The organism is Marinobacter salexigens (assembly GCF_018860765.1).
GTDB lineage: Bacteria > Pseudomonadota > Gammaproteobacteria > Pseudomonadales > Oleiphilaceae > Marinobacter > Marinobacter salexigens_A.
In genome coordinates this window covers 94,851-113,427 of sequence record NZ_JAHKPV010000021.1, presented here as the reverse complement: position 1 = coordinate 113,427, position 18,577 = coordinate 94,851, and the positions used below count along the sequence as shown (strand labels likewise).

The window sequence follows — 18,577 nt, the reverse complement described above, 5'->3', positions numbered from 1 at the left end:
ATGCAAAACAGCCTGTTCTCAGAGCAGGTCGGATTCCGGCCTCTGGCGGCGCGCATGCGCCCCGAAAGTCTTGAAGATTACGTTGGGCAGGTTCACCTTGTGGGCCCGGGAAAGCCTCTTCGCCGGGCAGTGGAGCAGGGCCAGCTCCACTCTATGATTCTGTGGGGGCCGCCGGGAGTTGGCAAGACCACCTTTGCAAGGCTCCTTGCCAGCGTTGGTAATCTCAGCTTTGAAACAGTTTCTGCAGTGCTTAGCGGCGTTAAAGATATTCGCGCTATTGTAGAGCGTGCCCGTAATCGCAAGCAATCACAGGGGCAGGATACGCTTTTATTCGTGGATGAAGTTCACCGCTTTAATAAAGGCCAGCAAGACGCTTTTTTGCCGCACATAGAAGACGGCACGTTTATTTTCGTTGGTGCCACTACGGAAAACCCCTCGTTTGAGCTCAACAGCGCTCTGCTTTCCCGAACCCGTGTCTATGTGCTCAAAAATCTGGAAGAAACGGACATTCTACGTTTGCTCAGTCGCGCACTCAGTTCAGAGGAGGGCTTTAGCGGTCAGCTTGCCGTCGCTGATGATGTGCTGAAGGTTATGGCAGCTGCATCTGGCGGCGATGCTCGCAGAGCACTGAATATTTTAGAGATATCGGCTGATTTGGCCGAGCCGGACAGCCATGGAGTGAACCGGGTAAATGCAGAACACCTTGAGCAGGTAATGCAAACCAGTTTGCGGCGTTTTGATAAAGGCGGGGATGTTTTCTACGACCAGATATCAGCGCTGCACAAGTCTGTTAGGGGGTCTGATCCGGACGGCGCGCTATATTGGTTGTGCCGGATGCTCGATGGGGGCTGCGATCCACTCTACGTTGCCCGCCGTTTGGTGCGTATTGCAAGCGAAGATATAGGTAACGCAGACCCGCGAGCACTGCAGCTAAGCATGGAAGCCTGGGATGTTCAGGAGCGCTTGGGCAGCCCGGAAGGTGAGTTGGCACTAGCACAAGCTGTGACGTATCTGGCGTTGTCACCGAAAAGTGATGCGGTTTATAAGGCCTACAATGAGTGCATGGCCGACATACGCAAGGATCCGGATTACGAGGTGCCTGTGCATTTGCGCAATGCGCCCACCAAACTGTTGAAAAGCATGGGCCACGGCGACTCCTACCGCTACGCCCATCATGAACCGGATGCTTTTGCTGCAGGCGAGTCCTATTTGCCAGAGGCCATCCACCAGCGCCGTTACTATGAGCCTGTTAACCGTGGTTTGGAAATCAAACTCGCCGAGAAGCGCCAGAGGCTTGACACCCTCAACGAACAAAGCCCAAGAAAACGCCATACCTGAAACCCGTGTAGGCTTGCGCCAACGCTAGCCACAAGCGCCCGCACAGGTATAATGGCGAGTTATTCTAAACACATCGCAAACCGTAAAAACTCAGGATAACCATGCTCGATCCCAAGCTCGTCCGTACCCAGACTGAAGAGATCGCCCGCCGGCTGGCCATCAAGAACTTTGTATTTGATGTTGCCGCTTTCGAAACCCTTGAGGAGCGCCGCCGAGCCCTTCAGGTGAGTACGGAAAACCTGCAGAGCGAGCAAAACAAAAAGTCGAAGCTGATTGGTAAAGCCAAGGCTGCGGGTGAAGACATACAGCCATTACGGGAAGAAGTGGAAAACTTGAAATCCCGCAAATCGGAAGCTGAAGAACAGCTGCGCGTTCTTCAAGAAGAGCTTAGCGCGTTTCTTGCTGGCATTCCGAACCTACCGGACGAAAGCGTAACTCCGGGAAAATCTGAAGAAGATAACATTGAAGTCCGAATCTGGGGCACGCCAAAGAATTTTGATTTTGAGCCAAAAGACCATGTTGCTTTGGGTGAGCAACTTGGGGGCTTGGATTTCGAAACAGCCACACACCTTGCGCACTCTCGCTTCGCCGTTATGCGTGGACAGCTGGCGCGTCTACACAGAGCCCTTGCTCAGTTCATGTTAAACCTGCATACAGACGAGCACGGTTATTCCGAAACCTATGTACCTTATTTGGTAAATGCTGATGCACTCTATGGCACTGGCCAGTTACCCAAGTTTGAAGAAGATTTGTTCAAGATGCAGGGCGAGCCGTCGCTTTACCTGATTCCGACAGCAGAAGTGCCTGTTACCAACATGGTGTCGGACTCGATTCTTGGTGCGGATGAGCTGCCCCTTAAGATGGTTTGCCACACGCCTTGTTTCCGTAGCGAGGCGGGTTCCTACGGCCGCGATACCCGTGGAATGATTCGTCAGCACCAGTTCGATAAGGTTGAGCTGGTTCAGGTCGTTCGTCCCGAAGAATCCGACGCAGCCTTGGAAGCGCTGACCGGCCACGCGGAAAAAGTGCTGCAATTGCTTGAGTTGCCTTACCGATTGGTGGCTCTGTGTGGTGGTGATATGGGCTTTTCTGCCGCAAAAACCTACGATATTGAAGTTTGGTTGCCGGGACAAAATAAGTTTCGCGAGATTTCTTCTTGCTCCAATACGCGCGATTTCCAAGCTCGGCGCATGGGTGCTCGCTGGCGCAATCCTGAAACCAAAAAGCCTGAGCCTGTGCACACGTTGAATGGTTCTGGCCTTGCCGTCGGCCGCGCTCTGATCGCAGTCATGGAAAATTATCAGCAAGCGGATGGCAGCATTCTCGTTCCTGATGTTCTCAAGCCTTATATGGGTGGTATCGAGCGTATTCAATGAGTGATGAATCCCCGAAAGAGCTTGGAGTAGGCGTTGGTGCGAGGTCAGCGCCGGTTCGCTACAGAACAAACCCGGTTACCTCCAACCCGAACAGCTCCGCCGGTGAAGTGGCGCTTGTAGGCGCAGGCCCCGGTGACCCTGAGCTTCTGACGCTAAAAGCCTGGCGGCTTATTACAGCGGCAGAGGTGGTGCTTTACGACCGATTGGTATCACCGGAAATTCTTTCGTTGATTCCGGACACGGCGGAAAAAATCCATGTTGGAAAACAGCGAGCAAACCATGCGCTGCCTCAAGACCAAATCAACCAGAGGTTGGTGGATTTGGCCAAACAGGGCTATAAGGTTGTTCGACTGAAGGGTGGCGACCCTTTTATTTTTGGTCGGGGTGGCGAGGAAATTGAAACTCTTGCTAGTGCCGGTATCCGGTTTCAAGTTGTTCCGGGTATTACAGCGGCTTCTGGCTGTGCAGCCTATGCGGGCATTCCTTTGACCCACCGCGATTATGCTCAGTCGGTGCGGTTTGTGACTGGGCACCTCAAAAATAATACTTGCGACTTGCCCTGGGAAGACTTTGTCCAGAATAACCAAACGCTAGTGTTTTATATGGGGCTAGTTGGCCTGCCTATTATATGCCAGCAGCTCATAGAGCATGGTATGGCATCGGACATGCCAGTTGCACTGGTTTCTAAGGGCACGACTAGGGAGCAGCAGGTAGTTACTGGTGACTTAAAGACTATTGTGCAACGGGTAAACCAAGAGGGCGTTCAGGCACCAACCTTGGTGATTGTGGGCCATGTGGTTGGCTTGAGGGATAGGCTGGATTGGGTAGGTGGTTTACCAATCCAGCCAGCCTGAATGTTAGCGCTTGGGAAGAACGTCTTTTAGCTTGTCGCGCATCTCGCGAATGGCTTTTTCCGTGGTCTCCCAGTCGATACAGGCGTCGGTTACCGACACGCCGTATTTCAAGTCTGAAAGGTTTTCAGGAATAGACTGGTTGCCCCAGTTGATATTGCTTTCAATCATCAGGCTCTGAATTGACTTGTTGCCTTCGAGGATCTGATGGCTGACATCCTGCATAACCATCGGCTGGATAGCCGGGTCCTTGCTGGAGTTGGCATGACTGCAATCCACCATGATGGATTTGCGCAAGCCAGCTTTCTCTAATGCTTGCTCGCAGAGGGTTACGCTAACCGAGTCATAATTCGGTTTTCCACCACCGCCACGAAGCACTACATGCCCGTATTGGTTGCCTTTGGTGCGGATTATTGCAACTTGGCCCTGCTGGTCGATGCCCAAAAAGCTATGTGGGTAGGAGACAGACTTCATAGCATTCACAGCTACATCCAAGCTGCCATCTGTACCGTTTTTGAAACCGATCGCCATCGATAGGCCACTGCTCATCTCGCGGTGGGTTTGGGATTCAGTGGTACGGGCACCAATCGCCGACCAGGCAATCGAGTCTTGAAGATACTGGGGCGAAATGGGGTCCAGGGCTTCGGTAGCAACCGGCAACCCGAGCTCATTGATGTCGAGTAATAGGCGTCTACCAAGGTGCAGACCACGTTCGATATCAAAGGTGTCATTCAAGTGTGGGTCATTGATAAGACCTTTCCAGCCAACAGTGGTCCGTGGCTTTTCAAAATACACCCGCATAACAATGAGCAGAGTATCGCTAACTTCGTCTGCAAGCTTTTTGAGGCGGTTGGCGTAATCCCTTGCTGCGTCAATATCATGAATTGAGCAGGGGCCCACCACGAGGAACAACCGGTGGTCTTTACCGTCAATAATGTCGTAAATAGCCTGACGGCCGTTTGCAACAGTTTGCGCAGCATTGCCGGTTAGCGGCATATCCTGTTTGAGTTTTTCAGGGGTAATCAGTGCTTCTTGGCTCGCCACGTTCAGATTTTCAAGATTATTGCCGGACATTTTTTGCTGTTTCCCCGATTCTTATCGTGTTGCCCGGCTGAACTGTGCAATATTCAAACAGGGCTACAAATTAACGCGAATAGCACCGGACCCGACTCTGGCCAACCCCGGCGAGTTGGTTATACTGCTTTATTTACTGGGCCTTTTCAACGCTTCTTGAGCATGGGGAATGGATGTCACAAAACAGGCCGAAGTCTAATCAGGTGGCCACACGGAAGGCAGTTGCTAAGAAAATTGATGAAGTTCTTGCAGGCATTCGAGTTCCTGACCTTCCTTATCCCGCTGGTAAACTGTCGCCTGAAACTGCCAGCGATTGGCAACCTCTGCTGTCTTCATGCTGGACAGAGCAGCGGGATGAGAGAGTTACCCATTTACTCCGTTCAGTAGACCTAGATTGGTCGGTACGACAGATCAACGCAGCCTATGTAGCTGATCGCATCATGGATGTCTTCCTAAAAACCAGTGGGCTACATACACAGATCGTGCGCCGCATTGCCCGATTGAGGTTTTATCTTGCCTGGCGAATGAACCTTGATGGGCATCGAGCGTTCAACGACACCTTATTGGTATGGCTAGACAGCTTTCAGGAGTGGAGAGGTTGGAGTGATTCTGGCGGGCGCTCCTCCAAAGTTCTTCTGGATCAGCTGGATGCCTTGGTTACTGCAGTTTCTACCAGTTTTGAGTCTGGCACCTCGGTCGCGGTGGATACCTTTTGTAGTCAGTGGCAGGAGGATTCATTCAGACGCAGCGCCCAGACCGGTAAGCTGCGCCAGCGACTGCTGGAAACCGAACAAGGAGCTGCGCGGCAACGGCGGGCTGATCAAACTTCCAGAGCTCTTATCGGCCGTGCGCTGCAGGGTAGAAAGCTGCCGCAGCCGGTTCTTAGTTTTATTTTCGAGCACTGGCAAGGTTTGCTCAAACAGGCGGTGTGGGATTCCGGGGTTACTGGCGAGGCCTGTCGGCATGGCAGTAAATTGCTGGAGTGGCTTGTGTGGGTAGGAGACCCGTCACTGTCAGATAAAGATAGGGATCGGCTTTACCATGTTGGAGAGCAGCTAGGTGACCGTTTGGTAGATGTTTGGGGGCGGGTATTTGAACGCCCTTTAACGCCAAACTCGCTAGCGGGCATTGGGGCAGTTTTGATGTCTCGGTTGCGGGGTGAAACGCCCGAGTTGGTTGATGCTTTGCCGGAGGGCGGCGGCTTTCTATGGAACCCGGCCTGGCTTAATTTTGTGCCACCACTGCACAAAGAGTTTGAACCCTATGAGGGCAGTTGGTTTGTTGAAGGTGAGGGGGCTGGGGAGCAACGCCGTTATTTTTGTGCACTGCTTGAAGAAACTGCAGAAATCCTTTGGACAAACGGTACAGGTGTAAAGTTGGGACTTCAGCCTTGGCAAGCCTTCTGCCAGTCCAAGGCGGAAGGGGGCATCCGTCCGCTGCCGGATCCAACACCTTTTGGTGATGTGCTTGAAGAGACTGTCCAACTGCTAGCAACAGCCTGTGAAAAACAGCGAAAACAAAGGGAACAAGCGGCGGCTGCTGCGAAGGCTCAGGCCAATGTTCTAAGAAAAGAAAGAGAAGCCGCCGAGCTAAAGCGCCAACAGCAGGAAGCCGAGAGACTGGCTGTTTTGGAACGCGAACGCCAAAAGTTGGAAGACCAGCGCTTAGCAGACGCTCAAGCTGAGCAGGAACGTGTGCACATTGAAAAAACACAACTGGCGCAGAAGCAGGTAGATGATCTAGGCCTCGGTGCCTGGATTGCTGTGGAATCCGGGCAGCCAGCTGTTGCAGCGACAAGGTTTAAGCTGGCTGTTAGAACCAATGCATCCCGAAAACTGATCTTCGTCGACAAGCTGGGGCTCAACCGGCGTGAGTTTATGGACGATGAGCTGGTTCAGGGCATCGTGGAGGAAAGAATTCGTATTTTGGGTGGCGCCTCTGAGTTTGATGACACTCTAAGCAGAGTGGTCGGCCGTATTCGTGTCGGGCGTAGCTGATCGCATGGCAAACAAGAAGCCAGGAATAATAATGCATGACACTGACTATACGTTTGGAACGCCAGACGATCCTGCCAGCGGTCAAGACAAACGCCGCCAGTACCGCTTAACTGCTCGGGCGCAAGCAATGCTGGAGTTGGAAGCTGGCTACCCTGCATCAGAAGGCGTTGTCGCTTCGCCCCTGCGGAAAATAGTTTGCGGAGTGCGTGACATCTCGGCCAGTGGGCTTTGTTTGCTTACTCAAAAGGACCTGTCAGTGGGAGCCTTACATCCGATGTCCGTTAAACTGGTAAATTATGCGGAACCCTTTGTCCTCATGGTGGAGGTTAGTTGGTGTCGACCGGCTGAGGATGGTTATCGAGTGGGTGTTAAAATCATCCAGTCGGATCAGACGGCTTATGTGGAGTGGGCGGATGCAGTGGCGAGTGCTATTGAGCCGCCATAGCGAAGCACTTACGAGGATAAGGGTTAGTAAAAAGCCAGCGTTGCGCTGGCTTTTTGCCTGAATGCGGACAGTTTTAAGCGTTACTCTTCCAGTTCGCCCATGCCGGTAATATTGAACCCGGCATCCACGTACATAATCTCACCGGTAATCCCGCTGGCCATGTCAGAAGCCAGAAAGGCGGCTGCATTACCCACTTCGTCTGTAGTCACGTTACGGCGAAGGGGCGCGCGGCGGGCATTTTCAGCCAGCATTTTCCGGAAACTCTTGATTCCCGATGCCGCCAGAGTCCTGATCGGTCCTGCGGAAATGCCGTTTACGCGAATGCCGTCACGGCCCAAACTTGCAGCCATGTAGCGCACGTTTGCTTCCAGTGAGGCCTTGGCAAGGCCCATCACATTATAGTTTTGCAGAACCTTCTCTGCGCCCAAGTAGCTCAGCGTTAGCAGAGAGCTGCCCTCGTGCATCATGGAGCGTGCACCCTTGGCCAGAGCAACAAAACTGTAGGAACTGATGTCGTGGGCGATTTTGAAGCCCTCTCGAGTGGTGACGTCCACATAGTTGCCATCGAGCTCATGGCCTGGCGCAAAACCAACAGCATGAACGATGATGTCGATATTGTCCCAGTGCTTGTTTAGTTCTTTGAACACATTTTCGATTTCTTCATCGCTGGCAACGTCGCAAGGGAAGATGAGCTTGCTGCCCCAGCCCTCGGCGAACTTCTCAACTCTGGGTTGCAGTTTTTCGTTCTGGTAGGTAAATGCCAGCTCCGCGCCTTCGCGGGCAAAGGCATCGGCAATACCGTATGCAATGGACAATTTGCTGGCTACGCCGACGATAAGTGCTTTCTTGCCACTGAGTATTCCCATGGGTTGTTCTCCCTGTGTTCCTGATTTTAGTGCATTATCCCCGAAGTAGGCTGGCAGGAGTAACGCTCAAATAGTCGTAGTGAGGTTTGCATCTTTCGGTTGATAGAAAAACGCAGCATGAAGCAATTCTTGTGTGTATTCGTGTGCGGGCGCCCTGAAAATCTGGACAGCATCGCCGTATTCCACAATCGTACCCTGTTTGAGCACTAACAGTTGATGACTGAGTGCACGCACAACGGCTAGATCGTGGCTTATAAAGATATAGCTTAGACCATAGCGTGCTTGAATATCCCGAAGCAGTTTGATCACTTGCTTTTGCACCGTGCGATCCAGCGCCGATGTGGGCTCATCAAGAATGATTAGGTCTGGTTGAAGCACCAATGCTCGAGCAATCGCTATGCGTTGGCGCTGGCCACCGGAAAATTCATGGGGGTAGCGATGTCTCGCCTCGGGATCCAAGCCCACGTCTTTGAGTGCCGCAACCACTTTTGAGTCGTGGCTATCCCGGTTATCAGAATCATGTATTTCCAGACCTTCCCGAACGATTTCTGCAACAGACATACGCGGGCTCAAGCTACCAAAAGGATCCTGAAAAACGATTTGTACCCGCCGACGCCAAGGCCGGAAGGCGCTTTGGTCTAAACTCGAAAGCTCTTGGCCATCCAACTTGATGCTGCCGGTGCTGGCAGTTAGTTTGAGTAAGGCGTGGCCAATGGTGGTTTTTCCACTACCGCTTTCACCGACAATCCCGAGAGTTTGCCCCCGATCCAGAGGAAAGCTGACCTGTTTTACGGCATGAAAATGTTCTTTCACCTTGCCGAATAGCCCCTTTCGGGTCGGAAAGCGCACATCGAGGTTGTTCACTTCTAACAAGGGCTTGTCACTTTTAGCGACGGCCAAGGGTGCGTCTGGAGGCTCTGCACTTAGAAGCTTGCGCGTGTATGGGTGGCTAGGCGATGCAAACAAGACCGAGGTTTCGGCTTGCTCTACCAGCTTTCCATGTTCCATTACCGCTACCCGGCTGGCGTAGCGTCGCACTATGGTAAGGTCGTGGGTAATCAGCAAGATGGCCATTCCCAGCTTCAGCTGTAAGTCTTGCAGTAGCTCCAATACCTGTTTTTGAACGGTCACATCCAGAGCGGTGGTTGGCTCGTCGGCAATCAGCAAATCCGGCTCATTTGCTAACGCCATGGCGATCATCACGCGCTGTTTCTGGCCACCGGAAAGCTGGTGTGGGTATGCGCGAAGTCGGCTTTCCGGGTTCTCGATACCGACGAGCCGTAAAAGCTCCAAACACCGTTCCCGGGCCTGAGGGCCGCGCATGCCTTTATGAAGCTCCAGAGTTTCGGAGATTTGCTTTTCAATGTTATGCAGAGGATTAAGTGAAGTCATTGGCTCTTGAAAGATCATGCTGATCTCCCGTCCACGAACCTGACGCAAACGTGTCTCTGGCGCTTGCAGTAGGTCTTCACCGCAATAACGTATCGTACCAGTGGGGTAGCTGGCGTGGCGCTCATTCAATAGGCGCAACACAGACAGTGCAGTAACGGATTTTCCCGAGCCACTCTCCCCAACCAAGGCCAGAGTCTCACCTTTTTGTAGGCTAAGGGATATGGAATCTACGGCTCTCTGGGCCTGATTGAAGCAGACAGAGAGATTGTCTATCTCTAGCAGTTTGCTCATATAAGTACGCTCATATCAGCTGACTTTTAACCATTCTTGCGGGGATCAAAGGCATCCCGCACAGCTTCGCCCACAAAAACTAGTAGGGTTAGCATCAGTGATAGGGAAACGAAGGCTGAAATGCCCAGCCAAGGCGCATGCAGGTTTGCTTTGCCCTGTGCAATCAACTCCCCGAGGGAGGGCGACCCGGATGGTAAACCAAAGCCCAAGAAATCGAGGGAGGTCAGGCCGGTAATGGCGCCCGTCAGGATAAACGGTAGAAAAGTAAGCGTAGCCACCATGGCGTTTGGAAGAATGTGCCGGAACATGATTTTCCGGTTATCAAGCCCCAGTGCTCTCGCCGCTTTTACGTATTCAAAATTGCGCGCCCTCAAGAACTCTGCCCGAACCACGTCTACCAGGCCCATCCAGCTAAACATCAGCATTATGCCCAGTAGCCACCAGAAGTTCGGTTGCACTATGCCCGAGAGGATAATCAGGAGGTACAGCACGGGTAGGCCTGACCAAATTTCGATAAAACGCTGCCCGACCAAATCAATTTTACCGCCGTAGAAGCCCTGAATGGCGCCAACAATTACACCAACAATACAGCTGGCGATGGTAAGGGTTAGCCCAAACAGAACTGAAATGCGAAAGCCGTAGATGACCCGGGCAGCCACATCTCTGCCCTGATCGTCCGTACCAAGCCAATTCACGGTACTTGGCGGTGCAGGTGAGGGCTCTTCCAGCTCGTAGTTAATCGTGTCGTAACTGAATCGAATGGGTGGCCAGAGCATCCAGCCATTGGTGAGAATCTCTTCGACGATGAACGGATCGCGATAATCTGCGTCGGTTGGTAAAAAACCGCCAAAGGTTTCTTCTGAAACTCGCTCCACTACCGGAAAGTACAAGGTGTCCTGATAGGAAATCACAAGGGGTTTGTCATTAGCGATCAGTTCAGCTACCAACGTGAGTCCGAAAATGGCCAGAAACGCCCATAAAGACCAGAACCCTCGCCGGTTTTTGCGGAAGTTGCGTAAACGACGCTGCTGGATCGGGGTGAGCGTCTTCATGTTACGCACCCTCCCGGCTTTCGAAGTCGATGCGTGGGTCCACCAGTACGTAGGTAATATCGGAAATCAGTTTTAGCACCAGCCCCATGAGGGTGAAAATAAAGAGTGTTCCGAAAATGACTGGGTAATCCCGGTTGAGCGCGGCTTCAAACCCTAGCAAGCCCAGACCATCAAGGGAAAAGATAACCTCAATCAGCAATGAACCGGTAAAGAACAGGGATACGAGCACCCCCGGCAAGCTGGCGATAACAATCAACATGGCGTTGCGGAACACGTGGCCGTATAGAACCTGTTTCTCGTCCAAACCTTTTGCTCTGGCGGTTACGACATAGTGCTTGCCGATCTCGTCGAGAAACGAGTTTTTGGTCAATAGGGTCAGCGTGGCAAAGCCACCAATCACGTTGGCAGTCACCGGTAGCGCAAGGTGCCAGAAGTAGTCGCCAACTTTCTGGTACCAGTTAAGCTGGTCGAAGTCGGAAGAGGTTAGCCCTCGCAGAGGAAACCAGTCGAAATAACTGCCCCCGGCAAACAGGACAATCAGCAGTATCGCGAACAGGAAGCCGGGAATGGCGTAACCGATGACAATGGCAGAACTGCTCCAAACATCGAAGCGAGAGCCGTCTGAAACCGCTTTTCGGATACCTAAAGGTATGGATACAAAGTAGATAATCAGCGTAGACCAAAGCCCGAGAGAAATGGAAACGGGCATTTTATCCACGATAAGTTCAATGACGCTTTTTTCCCGGAAAAACGAATCACCAAAATCGAAGGTAGCGTAATCTTTGAGCATTTTGAAAAAGCGCTCATGGGCCGGTTTATCGAAGCCGTACATCACTTCGATCTCCTTGAGCATTTCATCGGGGATGCCCCGGGAGCCCCGGCTATCGCTGGAAGCAGAGGAAACTTCGCCTCCTGTATCGCCACCGGAGGCACGGGCTAAGGTGCTGCCACCATGGCCTTCCATTTCTGCAATCAGCTGTTCAACCGGCCCTCCGGGGGCAGCCTGAACAATCACGAAGTTCAACAGCAGAATGCCGATTAGCGTGGGAATAATCAGCGCGAGGCGCCGGAGTATATAAATGCCCATTTAGCGGCTACTTCCTCAGGGCTCAGCCCACCAATCATCGAGGTCTGTACCGTTTTTAGGAGTCTTCTCCGGGTGCTTCAAGTGGCTCCAATAGGCAACGCGATCTTTCGCTAGGTGCCAGTGGGGTACCACGTAATGTCCTTGCAGCAGAACCCTGTCGAGGGCGCGGGTGCGCTGTACCAGCTCTTCGCGATCCGGTGCCTGAATGACCAAATCCACCAGTTCATCGACCACCGGATCGTTCACGCCTGCGTAGTTACGCGAGCCATTTGCGCTTACGGTGGAGGAGTGCCAGTACTCCCGCTGCTCGTTACCGGGAGAGTCGGACTGGCCAATCGCCTGTGTAATCATGTCGTAATCGAATTCCCGCACTCTCTGGACATACTGATTGCTGTCTACCAGACGAACAGAAACGTCAATCCCAAGTCGGGCGAGGTTGTTCTTGAAAGGCAAAACCACGCGCTCAAAGGTTTTCTGAAACAGTAAAACCTCAAACTTCAAGGGATTGCCCGTTTCAGCATGAACCATTTTTCCGTCACGAACTTCGTAACCCGCCGAGCGCAGCAGTTCCATAGCTGTTCTCAGGTTACCCCTGAGGCCTTGCTTACCGTCGGTGGCAGGGGCTTCAAAAGGCTTAGTGAAAATGTCTTCGCCAAGCTGATCCCGGTACTTTTCAAGAATTTCCAGCTCCCGACCGGATGGTAAACCGCTAGAGGCCAAATCGCTGTTTTCAAAGTAGCTGTTGGTGCGCGCATATTGGCCGTAGAAAAGATTCTTGTTTGTCCACTCGAAATCAAAGGCGTAGGTCAGTGCTTCTCGCACTTTTGGATCACTGAAGATTTGCTTGCGGGTATTGAATACGAAACCTTGCATCCCTGTCGGTCGGTGATGCTCAATAGCTTCTTTAATAATTGTGCCGTCATCAAACTTGTCGCCACTGTATGCTGTGGCCCAGTTTTTGGCAGAGGTTTCTACTCTGAAATCAAAACTGCCCGCTTTGAAAGCCTCCAAGGCTACCGTATCGTCGGTGTAGTAGTCGTAGCGAATATTATCGAAATTAAATCTGCCTTTGCGCACCGCAAGGTCTTTTGCCCAGTAATCCTCCAGCCGCTCGTAAATAATAGAACGTCCTGCTTCAAAGCTATCAACACGGTAGGCACCGCTACCTAGCGGTGGGGTTAGGCCATTTTTTCCAAACTCTCGATCTTCCCAATAATGGGCCGGAAGAATAGGCATTTGCCCGAGAATCAAAGGCAGTTCCCGGTTGCTGGTTTGCTGAAAATCAAAGCGAATGCGGTGGGGGCTTTCTACGGTTATCTTGCTGACATCTGCATAGTAATTTCGGTAAAACGGGTGCCCCTTGGTAGTCAGGGTTTCAAATGAGAATTTTACGTCTTCTGCGGTAATAGGCTCGCCATCCTGAAAGCGGGCCGATTTCCTCAAGTTATATGTGACGTAGCTGCGGTCTTCCGGCGTTTCCAAAGACTCCGCAATGAGCCCATACATGGAAAACGGCTCATCGGCGGAGTATTCCAGCAGGGTATCGTAGAGATAATTATTGACCCCCGCTGCTGCCACTCCGCGAATAACAAAGGGGTTGAAGGAATCAAAGCCATTAGCCACAACGGCCATCCTCAGGGTGCCACCTTTTGGGGCTTCGGCGTTGATGTGATCGAAATGGCTAAAGCCTTCCGGGTATTTCGGCTCTCCATGCATGGCCATGCCATGAACCGCTTCTGGCGCTGGGTTAGACTCGACCGTTGCCAAATCTTGGGCTGACACAACTCCGGTAGCGGCCAACAGGCCCAGAAACGAAAAAAGCGAAGTGATGCGTGAGATATTGTAGGTTTTTGTCATGATTCTCAGGGGCTGTTCCGTATGTCGACGTAGAGTATCAGACTTTGTCCCGGTTGCAGATAACGCGAGGTGTTCAGATCGTTCCAGCTTGCGATGTCCCGCACATTTACTGAGAAGCGATTTGCAATCAGCGCCAGAGAGTCACCTTTGCGAACGCGGTATCCGACCTTGCGAACCATCGCTTTGCCACGGGTGCTGCCGGAGGATGCGAGAGCAGGTTGTGCGGTTTTTGACCAGATAACCAGCTCTTTACCGGGGATAAGTGGGTCACCGGGGGCCATGCCGTTCCAAGCAGCTACCTGTCGCACGGAAACTCTATGTTCACGGGCTATATCCCAAAAGGTGTCGCCGCGACGTACTGTATAACGCAATTTACTACCGCTACGTTTTTTTTCCTGTTTGCGCTCAAGCCGTTTTGATGCACTTAAAGCGTAAGCATCGGTGTTTTTCGATGCCGATGGAATCATCAGTCGCTGGCCGATGCGGATAAGATCACTGTTGAGATTATTGACCTGCTGCAGCACCGCGGGCGTGGTGGAAAACTTTCGGGAGATAGTGTTCAGGCTGTCGCCGGATCTAACCACATAATTGCGCCATGACACGCGCTTGCCCGGTTCAATGTTAGCAAGAGCAGTGCGAAACATTTCTGCGTTCTGATGGGGTACAAGCAGGCGATGCGGGCCATCGGGCGATGTCGCCCAGCGGTTATAAGAAGGGTTTAGAAGGTATATCTCGTCAATATCCACGCCTGCGAGTTGCGCAGCCTGAGCCAAATCCAGCTGGCCGCCTGTGTCGACAATATCGAAGTAGGGTTCATCTTTGAGAGGGGGCAAGTTAATGCCGTAGGCTTCAGGGTCATCAAATATTTTTGCCAACGCAATCAATTTAGGGACGTAGTGGCGAGTTTCTTTGGGTAGTTGCAGCGACCAAAAATCCTGCGGTTTGTTGCTTTTCCGGTTGCGGCGCATAGCGCTGGAAACTGTTCCCCCGCCACTGTTATATGCTGCCAGAGCCAGCGTGTAGTCACCACCAAAGCGGTTTGAAAGACGATCGAGATAGGTAAGGGCGGCGTCGGTGGCGGCGATCACATCGCGGCGGTCATCGTGCCACCAGCTCTGTGTCAGGCCAAAATACTTGCCGGTTGAAGGTATGAATTGCCAAAGCCCTGCAGCCCGGCCATGGGAATAGGCAAATGGGTCGAATGCACTTTCAACGATTGGTAGCAGAGCAAACTCAGCCGGTAGGCCTCGTTTCTCGGTTTCGTTAACAATGTGGTGGAGATACCGGCTACCGCGTTCGACTACCCGGTTGATGTACCCCGGATGCTTTGCGTACCAGCTCAGCTGGTCTCTAACCCGTTTGTTGTCAACGTCGTGATCAAGCAAAAAACCGGCCCGCAGGCGGTTCCACATATCCGTTTCTTTAACGCTGTTTTTAGTCAGTTTCTGTACAGGGTCGTCGAGCTTTTCACGGGCTTCCCGCGCGGCCGCCTTAAGCTCTGGCGCCATAGCGTCGTCTAAGCGCTCATTTCGCACCGCGTCGCTGTGCTTCCCGGTTTCAACGGATTTTTTGAGCCCTTCATCACCAGCTGCAACAGTTACCTCTTGTGTATCAAGAGGGCTTTCAGGTGCAGTTTCCTGAGATACATACAGAGAACTGCAGCCAGCTGTCAGGGCACCGAGAACTAAAAGCAGCGGCAATCTATTAACCGACATAGGCGTCTTCCGACTTTGGTTTGTCGCCGACTTTGTGTCTAAAAACCCGGCATATCTAATGAGTTACGAGCAAAAGTTGAAGCGATTTTATGGGAGCCCGTTTCAAATGGTCAAGAAACCTCTCGTTACGACGATGAGAGAAATTGTTAACCGGTCAGAAGTTATCTTTGCCATGCCGTATGGCTGCAAAAATGTCACTGTCTGAATTGGCGGGCAGACCTTGTTCTGCGCAGTACTGCTTTGCTGCGCCTACAACTAAGGGGTCGTCCCAGCGTAGAAACGGATTAAGCTGCTTTTCATTTTCGAGTATCGATGGCACGGTTGGCTCGCCCGATTGCCGCTTATCTTCGCACTGGCGTTCAAACGCTTCGAGTTTGCGGTCGTTTGGCAGCCAGCTACGAGCGAACCGAAGATTCGCGAGTGTGTATTCATGGGCACAGTAGACGGCGGTGTTGCCGGGGAGTTCCCGAAGGGATCTGAGCGATTCCATCATTTGGGATGGCGTGCCTTCAAATAGACGGCCACATCCAATAGCAAAAAGTGTATCGCCACAAAACACGGCAGGGCGTCCGGAAATTTCTGTGTCGGTAAAGAAGGCAATGTGGTCGAGCGTGTGGCCCGGTACACCCATCACTTTAAACGTAATGTTTTCCCAGATGACCTCGTCGCCAGGGTGAACCAAGTTGGTGCTACCTTTGAAGGGCGATTCAGCAGGTCCTGTTACGCGACAGTCTGGGGTTTCCTGAACAAGCGCTTTGATACCACCTACGTGGTCCGGGTGATGATGGGTGACAAGAATTGTATCGAGAGTTAGCCCCTGCGCAGCGAGGTATTCCTGCACAGGTTTCGCCTGTCCCGGGTCCACGATCAGGGCTTTACCCGTATCCGTGTCCGCAAGACACCATATATAGTTATCACTGAATGCCGGAATGGCAGAGATGGTGAGCATCAGATGTCCCCGTATATGATTGGCAAGTGTGACTGATATGATAGAGCATTAAGCCCATAGTCCCAACAGCCTGTATATTTTCGGCTTCCTTGCCGGTTTTTTAGAAAGCGGGAGTAAAGGCAGTGTGAAGAAAAATCATAACGTTGATTATTCGTCCCGGAGCGAGAGCTTTGAAAACTGGTTTCAAACGCCGCTTGGGCGCAGCTTGTTGGCAGACCAGCGGGGTTTTCTTGATCGCCGACTCGAAAAGCTAACAGGCGCGAGACAGCTTCAGGTGGGCGTGAGTCACCGGCTCCCTCTGGCCAACGGCACAGACTTTTCCCAGAAGATAATGACCTCGCCAAAATGCTTTTCTGGCACACCCGATGGGGTGGTTGTCTGCGATGCGGATGAGCTGCCTTTTTCAGGAGACTCCATGGATTTGGTTGTGCTTCACCACACGGCAGATTTCTCCCCTTACCCCCATCAGGTTTTGCGGGAGGCGGCTAGGGTATTGCGAGGTGATGGCTCCATCGCACTCATTGGCTTTAACCCGGTAAGTATTTGGGGGCTTCGCAGGTTAATTTCGCGACACCATGGGGGCCCTTGGGGAGGGCGCTTTCTTTTCCGCGGTCGCATGGAGGACTGGCTACATCTGCTGGACTTTCAGGTTGAAACGTCGATGACCCGTTTTTTTCGCTTGCCCCTTCAACGCAGTGGACGCAAAACCTCCGGGCGGCTTGATAAACGCATGTCTGGTTACGGATTCCTTCCGGTGGGGGCGTATTACTGTATCCTTGCGAAAAAGCGGGTGTGCGCTCGAATTCCACGGCGAAATGTTTGGCGCCAGAGCAAGGTGATGGGCCTCTCGGGAACAGGCACAGTGAGTGCCGCAAGAGGATGCCAACCACAGAATTTGAACCACCCCGAAGACTGATGGCCCTTGGGTCACCGAGCGAATCTAAAGAAACAGGAACTTGAATGTCTGGAAAGGTTATTCTTTATACCGATGGCGCCTGCAAGGGTAATCCGGGACGCGGCGGTTGGGGTGTTGTGCTGCGTTACGGGGATGCGGTAAAAACCATGCATGGCGGCGAGCATCACACCACCAATAATCGAATGGAGCTCATGGCTGCCATACAGGGGCTAAGGGCGCTCAAGCGTGGTTGTGAGGTTGAGCTGTATACGGATTCCCAATATGTACGCAAAGGGATCACCGAGTGGCTTTCCGGCTGGAAGCGTAATGGCTGGAAAACCTCCGCGAAAAAACCGGTTAAAAACGATGATTTGTGGCGTGAGCTCGATTTGGAAACTACGAAGCACAAAGTTAACTGGCATTGGGTAAAAGGCCACGCAGGCGTGCCGGATAACGAACTCGCCGACGAGCTTGCGAACAAGGGTGTTGAAGAACTGAGTTAATGTGGAAATTATGAGACAAATTGTACTGGATACAGAGACAACCGGTATTGATCCGGCAGAAGGGCACCGGATTATCGAGATTGGTTGTGTGGAGATGATGGAGCGTCAGCTCACCGGCCGAAACTACCATGTATACATAAACCCTGAGCGGGAAGTGGAAGCGGAAGCTATTACCATTCACGGGATTACGAATGAATTTCTTGTAGATAAACCCAAGTTTGCAGATGTCGCCGATGAGTTTTTTGAATTTATAAAAGGCGCAGAGCTTGTTATCCACAACGCCGCGTTCGATGTGGGCTTTATGGATTCGGAATTTGGCCGGATCAAACCCGTGCGCAAAACCGCGGATTATTGCGGGATTGTGGATTCTCTGGCGCTGGCACGAGCAAAACACCCTGGCCAGAAAAACAATCTTGATGCCCTGTGCAAGCGCTATGGCGTTGATAACAGCAACCGTGAGCTTCACGGCGCTCTACTTGATGCCGAAATTCTAGCCGAGGTTTACCTTCTTCTCACCGGCGGGCAGACGGCTTTGTCTCTGGATGCGGGGTCTGAGAACGGCGGAATTAACGGAGGAGTTCGTCGGTTGAACCCTGACCGCCCGGTACTCCCGGTGGTAGAGGCCTCGGATGCGGAGCGTGAGGCTCATCAGGCCTTCATGTCTGCTCTGGAGAAGAAAGTTGGGGCTACGGTATGGAGCAGGCTCGAAGGTTCAGAATGAGAACTGTATTGGCCTGTACTAATTGTTACAAGCCTGCTTTATTGAGGTACTTGAGTTTTATGTTATAAGTAATGGTTAGTTGGTCAGTTTTTTGACCACGCACAGGGTGTGATACCCGGCCACAGCTCACTAGGAAGGTGCGGTAGTTTCCGCAGATTAACAGGAAGC

16 protein-coding genes are annotated in these 18,577 nt (G+C 52.3%); 8 read left to right on the top strand and 8 right to left on the bottom strand.

The features are described 5' to 3' along the window. The 3 genes from KO508_RS14235 (at nucleotide 1) to cobA (ending at nucleotide 3,568) form a co-directional block, all read left to right on the top strand. Nucleotides 1-1,338 carry a replication-associated recombination protein A gene (locus KO508_RS14235; protein ID WP_216008982.1) on the top strand — a complete coding sequence of 446 codons (1,338 nt, stop codon included), beginning with the start codon at nucleotides 1-3 and terminating at the stop codon, nucleotides 1,336-1,338. 101 nt (nucleotides 1,339-1,439) lie between these two features. After that, nucleotides 1,440-2,714, top strand: coding sequence for a serine--tRNA ligase (gene serS / locus KO508_RS14230; RefSeq protein WP_216008981.1), 1,275 nt, complete (start codon nucleotides 1,440-1,442; stop codon nucleotides 2,712-2,714). After that, a complete protein-coding gene (gene cobA, locus KO508_RS14225; protein WP_216008980.1) occupies nucleotides 2,711-3,568 on the top strand; it encodes a uroporphyrinogen-III C-methyltransferase in 858 nt (285 codons plus the stop codon). Before serS ends, cobA begins: the two co-directional genes overlap by 4 nt. A gap of 3 nt (nucleotides 3,569-3,571) precedes the next feature. Here the strand turns inward: cobA and KO508_RS14220 are convergent, their stop codons facing one another. After that, nucleotides 3,572-4,639, bottom strand: a complete 1,068-nt coding sequence (locus tag KO508_RS14220) for a 3-deoxy-7-phosphoheptulonate synthase (RefSeq protein WP_216008979.1) — start codon at nucleotides 4,637-4,639, stop codon at nucleotides 3,572-3,574. A gap of 173 nt (nucleotides 4,640-4,812) precedes the next feature. Between KO508_RS14220 and KO508_RS14215 the strand changes: the two genes are divergently transcribed. Both KO508_RS14215 and KO508_RS14210 read left to right on the top strand, forming a co-directional pair. Then, nucleotides 4,813-6,636 carry a DUF1631 family protein gene (locus tag KO508_RS14215; protein WP_216008978.1) on the top strand — a complete coding sequence of 608 codons (1,824 nt, stop codon included), beginning with the start codon at nucleotides 4,813-4,815 and terminating at the stop codon, nucleotides 6,634-6,636. A 31-nt stretch (nucleotides 6,637-6,667) separates the two neighbouring features. Then, nucleotides 6,668-7,081, top strand: a complete 414-nt coding sequence (locus tag KO508_RS14210) for a PilZ domain-containing protein (protein ID WP_216008977.1) — start codon at nucleotides 6,668-6,670, stop codon at nucleotides 7,079-7,081. 80 nt (nucleotides 7,082-7,161) lie between these two features. Here KO508_RS14210 and KO508_RS14205 read toward each other — a convergent pair whose 3' ends face one another. The 7 genes from KO508_RS14205 to gloB all read right to left on the bottom strand — a co-directional run bounded on the left by KO508_RS14205 (nucleotide 7,162) and on the right by gloB (nucleotide 16,290). Continuing rightward, the gene (locus KO508_RS14205; protein ID WP_200360600.1) at nucleotides 7,162-7,947 is read right to left on the bottom strand and encodes an enoyl-ACP reductase FabI; all 786 of its coding nucleotides are present in this window, start codon (nucleotides 7,945-7,947) and stop codon (nucleotides 7,162-7,164) included. 66 nt (nucleotides 7,948-8,013) lie between these two features. Then, on the bottom strand, nucleotides 8,014-9,630 hold the full coding sequence (locus KO508_RS14200) for an ABC transporter ATP-binding protein (protein ID WP_216008976.1): 1,617 nt from the start codon (nucleotides 9,628-9,630) through the stop codon (nucleotides 8,014-8,016). A gap of 26 nt (nucleotides 9,631-9,656) precedes the next feature. Next, nucleotides 9,657-10,682 carry an ABC transporter permease gene (locus KO508_RS14195; RefSeq protein WP_216008975.1) on the bottom strand — a complete coding sequence of 342 codons (1,026 nt, stop codon included), beginning with the start codon at nucleotides 10,680-10,682 and terminating at the stop codon, nucleotides 9,657-9,659. Between the two features lies 1 nt (nucleotide 10,683). Beyond that, nucleotides 10,684-11,769, bottom strand: a complete 1,086-nt coding sequence (locus KO508_RS14190) for a microcin C ABC transporter permease YejB (RefSeq protein WP_216008974.1) — start codon at nucleotides 11,767-11,769, stop codon at nucleotides 10,684-10,686. Nucleotides 11,770-11,784: 15 nt separating this feature from the next. Then, nucleotides 11,785-13,626 carry an extracellular solute-binding protein gene (locus KO508_RS14185; RefSeq protein ID WP_216008973.1) on the bottom strand — a complete coding sequence of 614 codons (1,842 nt, stop codon included), beginning with the start codon at nucleotides 13,624-13,626 and terminating at the stop codon, nucleotides 11,785-11,787. 5 nt (nucleotides 13,627-13,631) lie between these two features. After that, nucleotides 13,632-15,341: a lytic transglycosylase gene (locus KO508_RS14180; RefSeq protein ID WP_216008972.1), complete on the bottom strand. Its 1,710-nt coding sequence runs from the start codon at nucleotides 15,339-15,341 to the stop codon at nucleotides 13,632-13,634. 154 nt (nucleotides 15,342-15,495) lie between these two features. After that, nucleotides 15,496-16,290 carry a hydroxyacylglutathione hydrolase gene (gloB, locus tag KO508_RS14175; protein WP_216008971.1) on the bottom strand — a complete coding sequence of 265 codons (795 nt, stop codon included), beginning with the start codon at nucleotides 16,288-16,290 and terminating at the stop codon, nucleotides 15,496-15,498. Nucleotides 16,291-16,414: 124 nt separating this feature from the next. On the opposite strand from gloB, the gene KO508_RS14170 reads away from it, so the two are divergent. The 3 genes from KO508_RS14170 to dnaQ are packed head-to-tail and all read left to right on the top strand — an operon-like array spanning nucleotide 16,415 to nucleotide 18,409. Further along, nucleotides 16,415-17,206, top strand: coding sequence for a class I SAM-dependent methyltransferase (locus tag KO508_RS14170; protein ID WP_216008970.1), 792 nt, complete (start codon nucleotides 16,415-16,417; stop codon nucleotides 17,204-17,206). 44 nt (nucleotides 17,207-17,250) lie between these two features. After that, on the top strand, nucleotides 17,251-17,688 hold the full coding sequence (rnhA, locus tag KO508_RS14165; protein ID WP_216008969.1) for a ribonuclease HI: 438 nt from the start codon (nucleotides 17,251-17,253) through the stop codon (nucleotides 17,686-17,688). Nucleotides 17,689-17,698: 10 nt separating this feature from the next. Beyond that, a complete protein-coding gene (dnaQ, locus tag KO508_RS14160) occupies nucleotides 17,699-18,409 on the top strand; it encodes a DNA polymerase III subunit epsilon (RefSeq protein WP_216008968.1) in 711 nt (236 codons plus the stop codon). The last annotated feature ends 168 nt before the right edge of the window (nucleotides 18,410-18,577 follow it).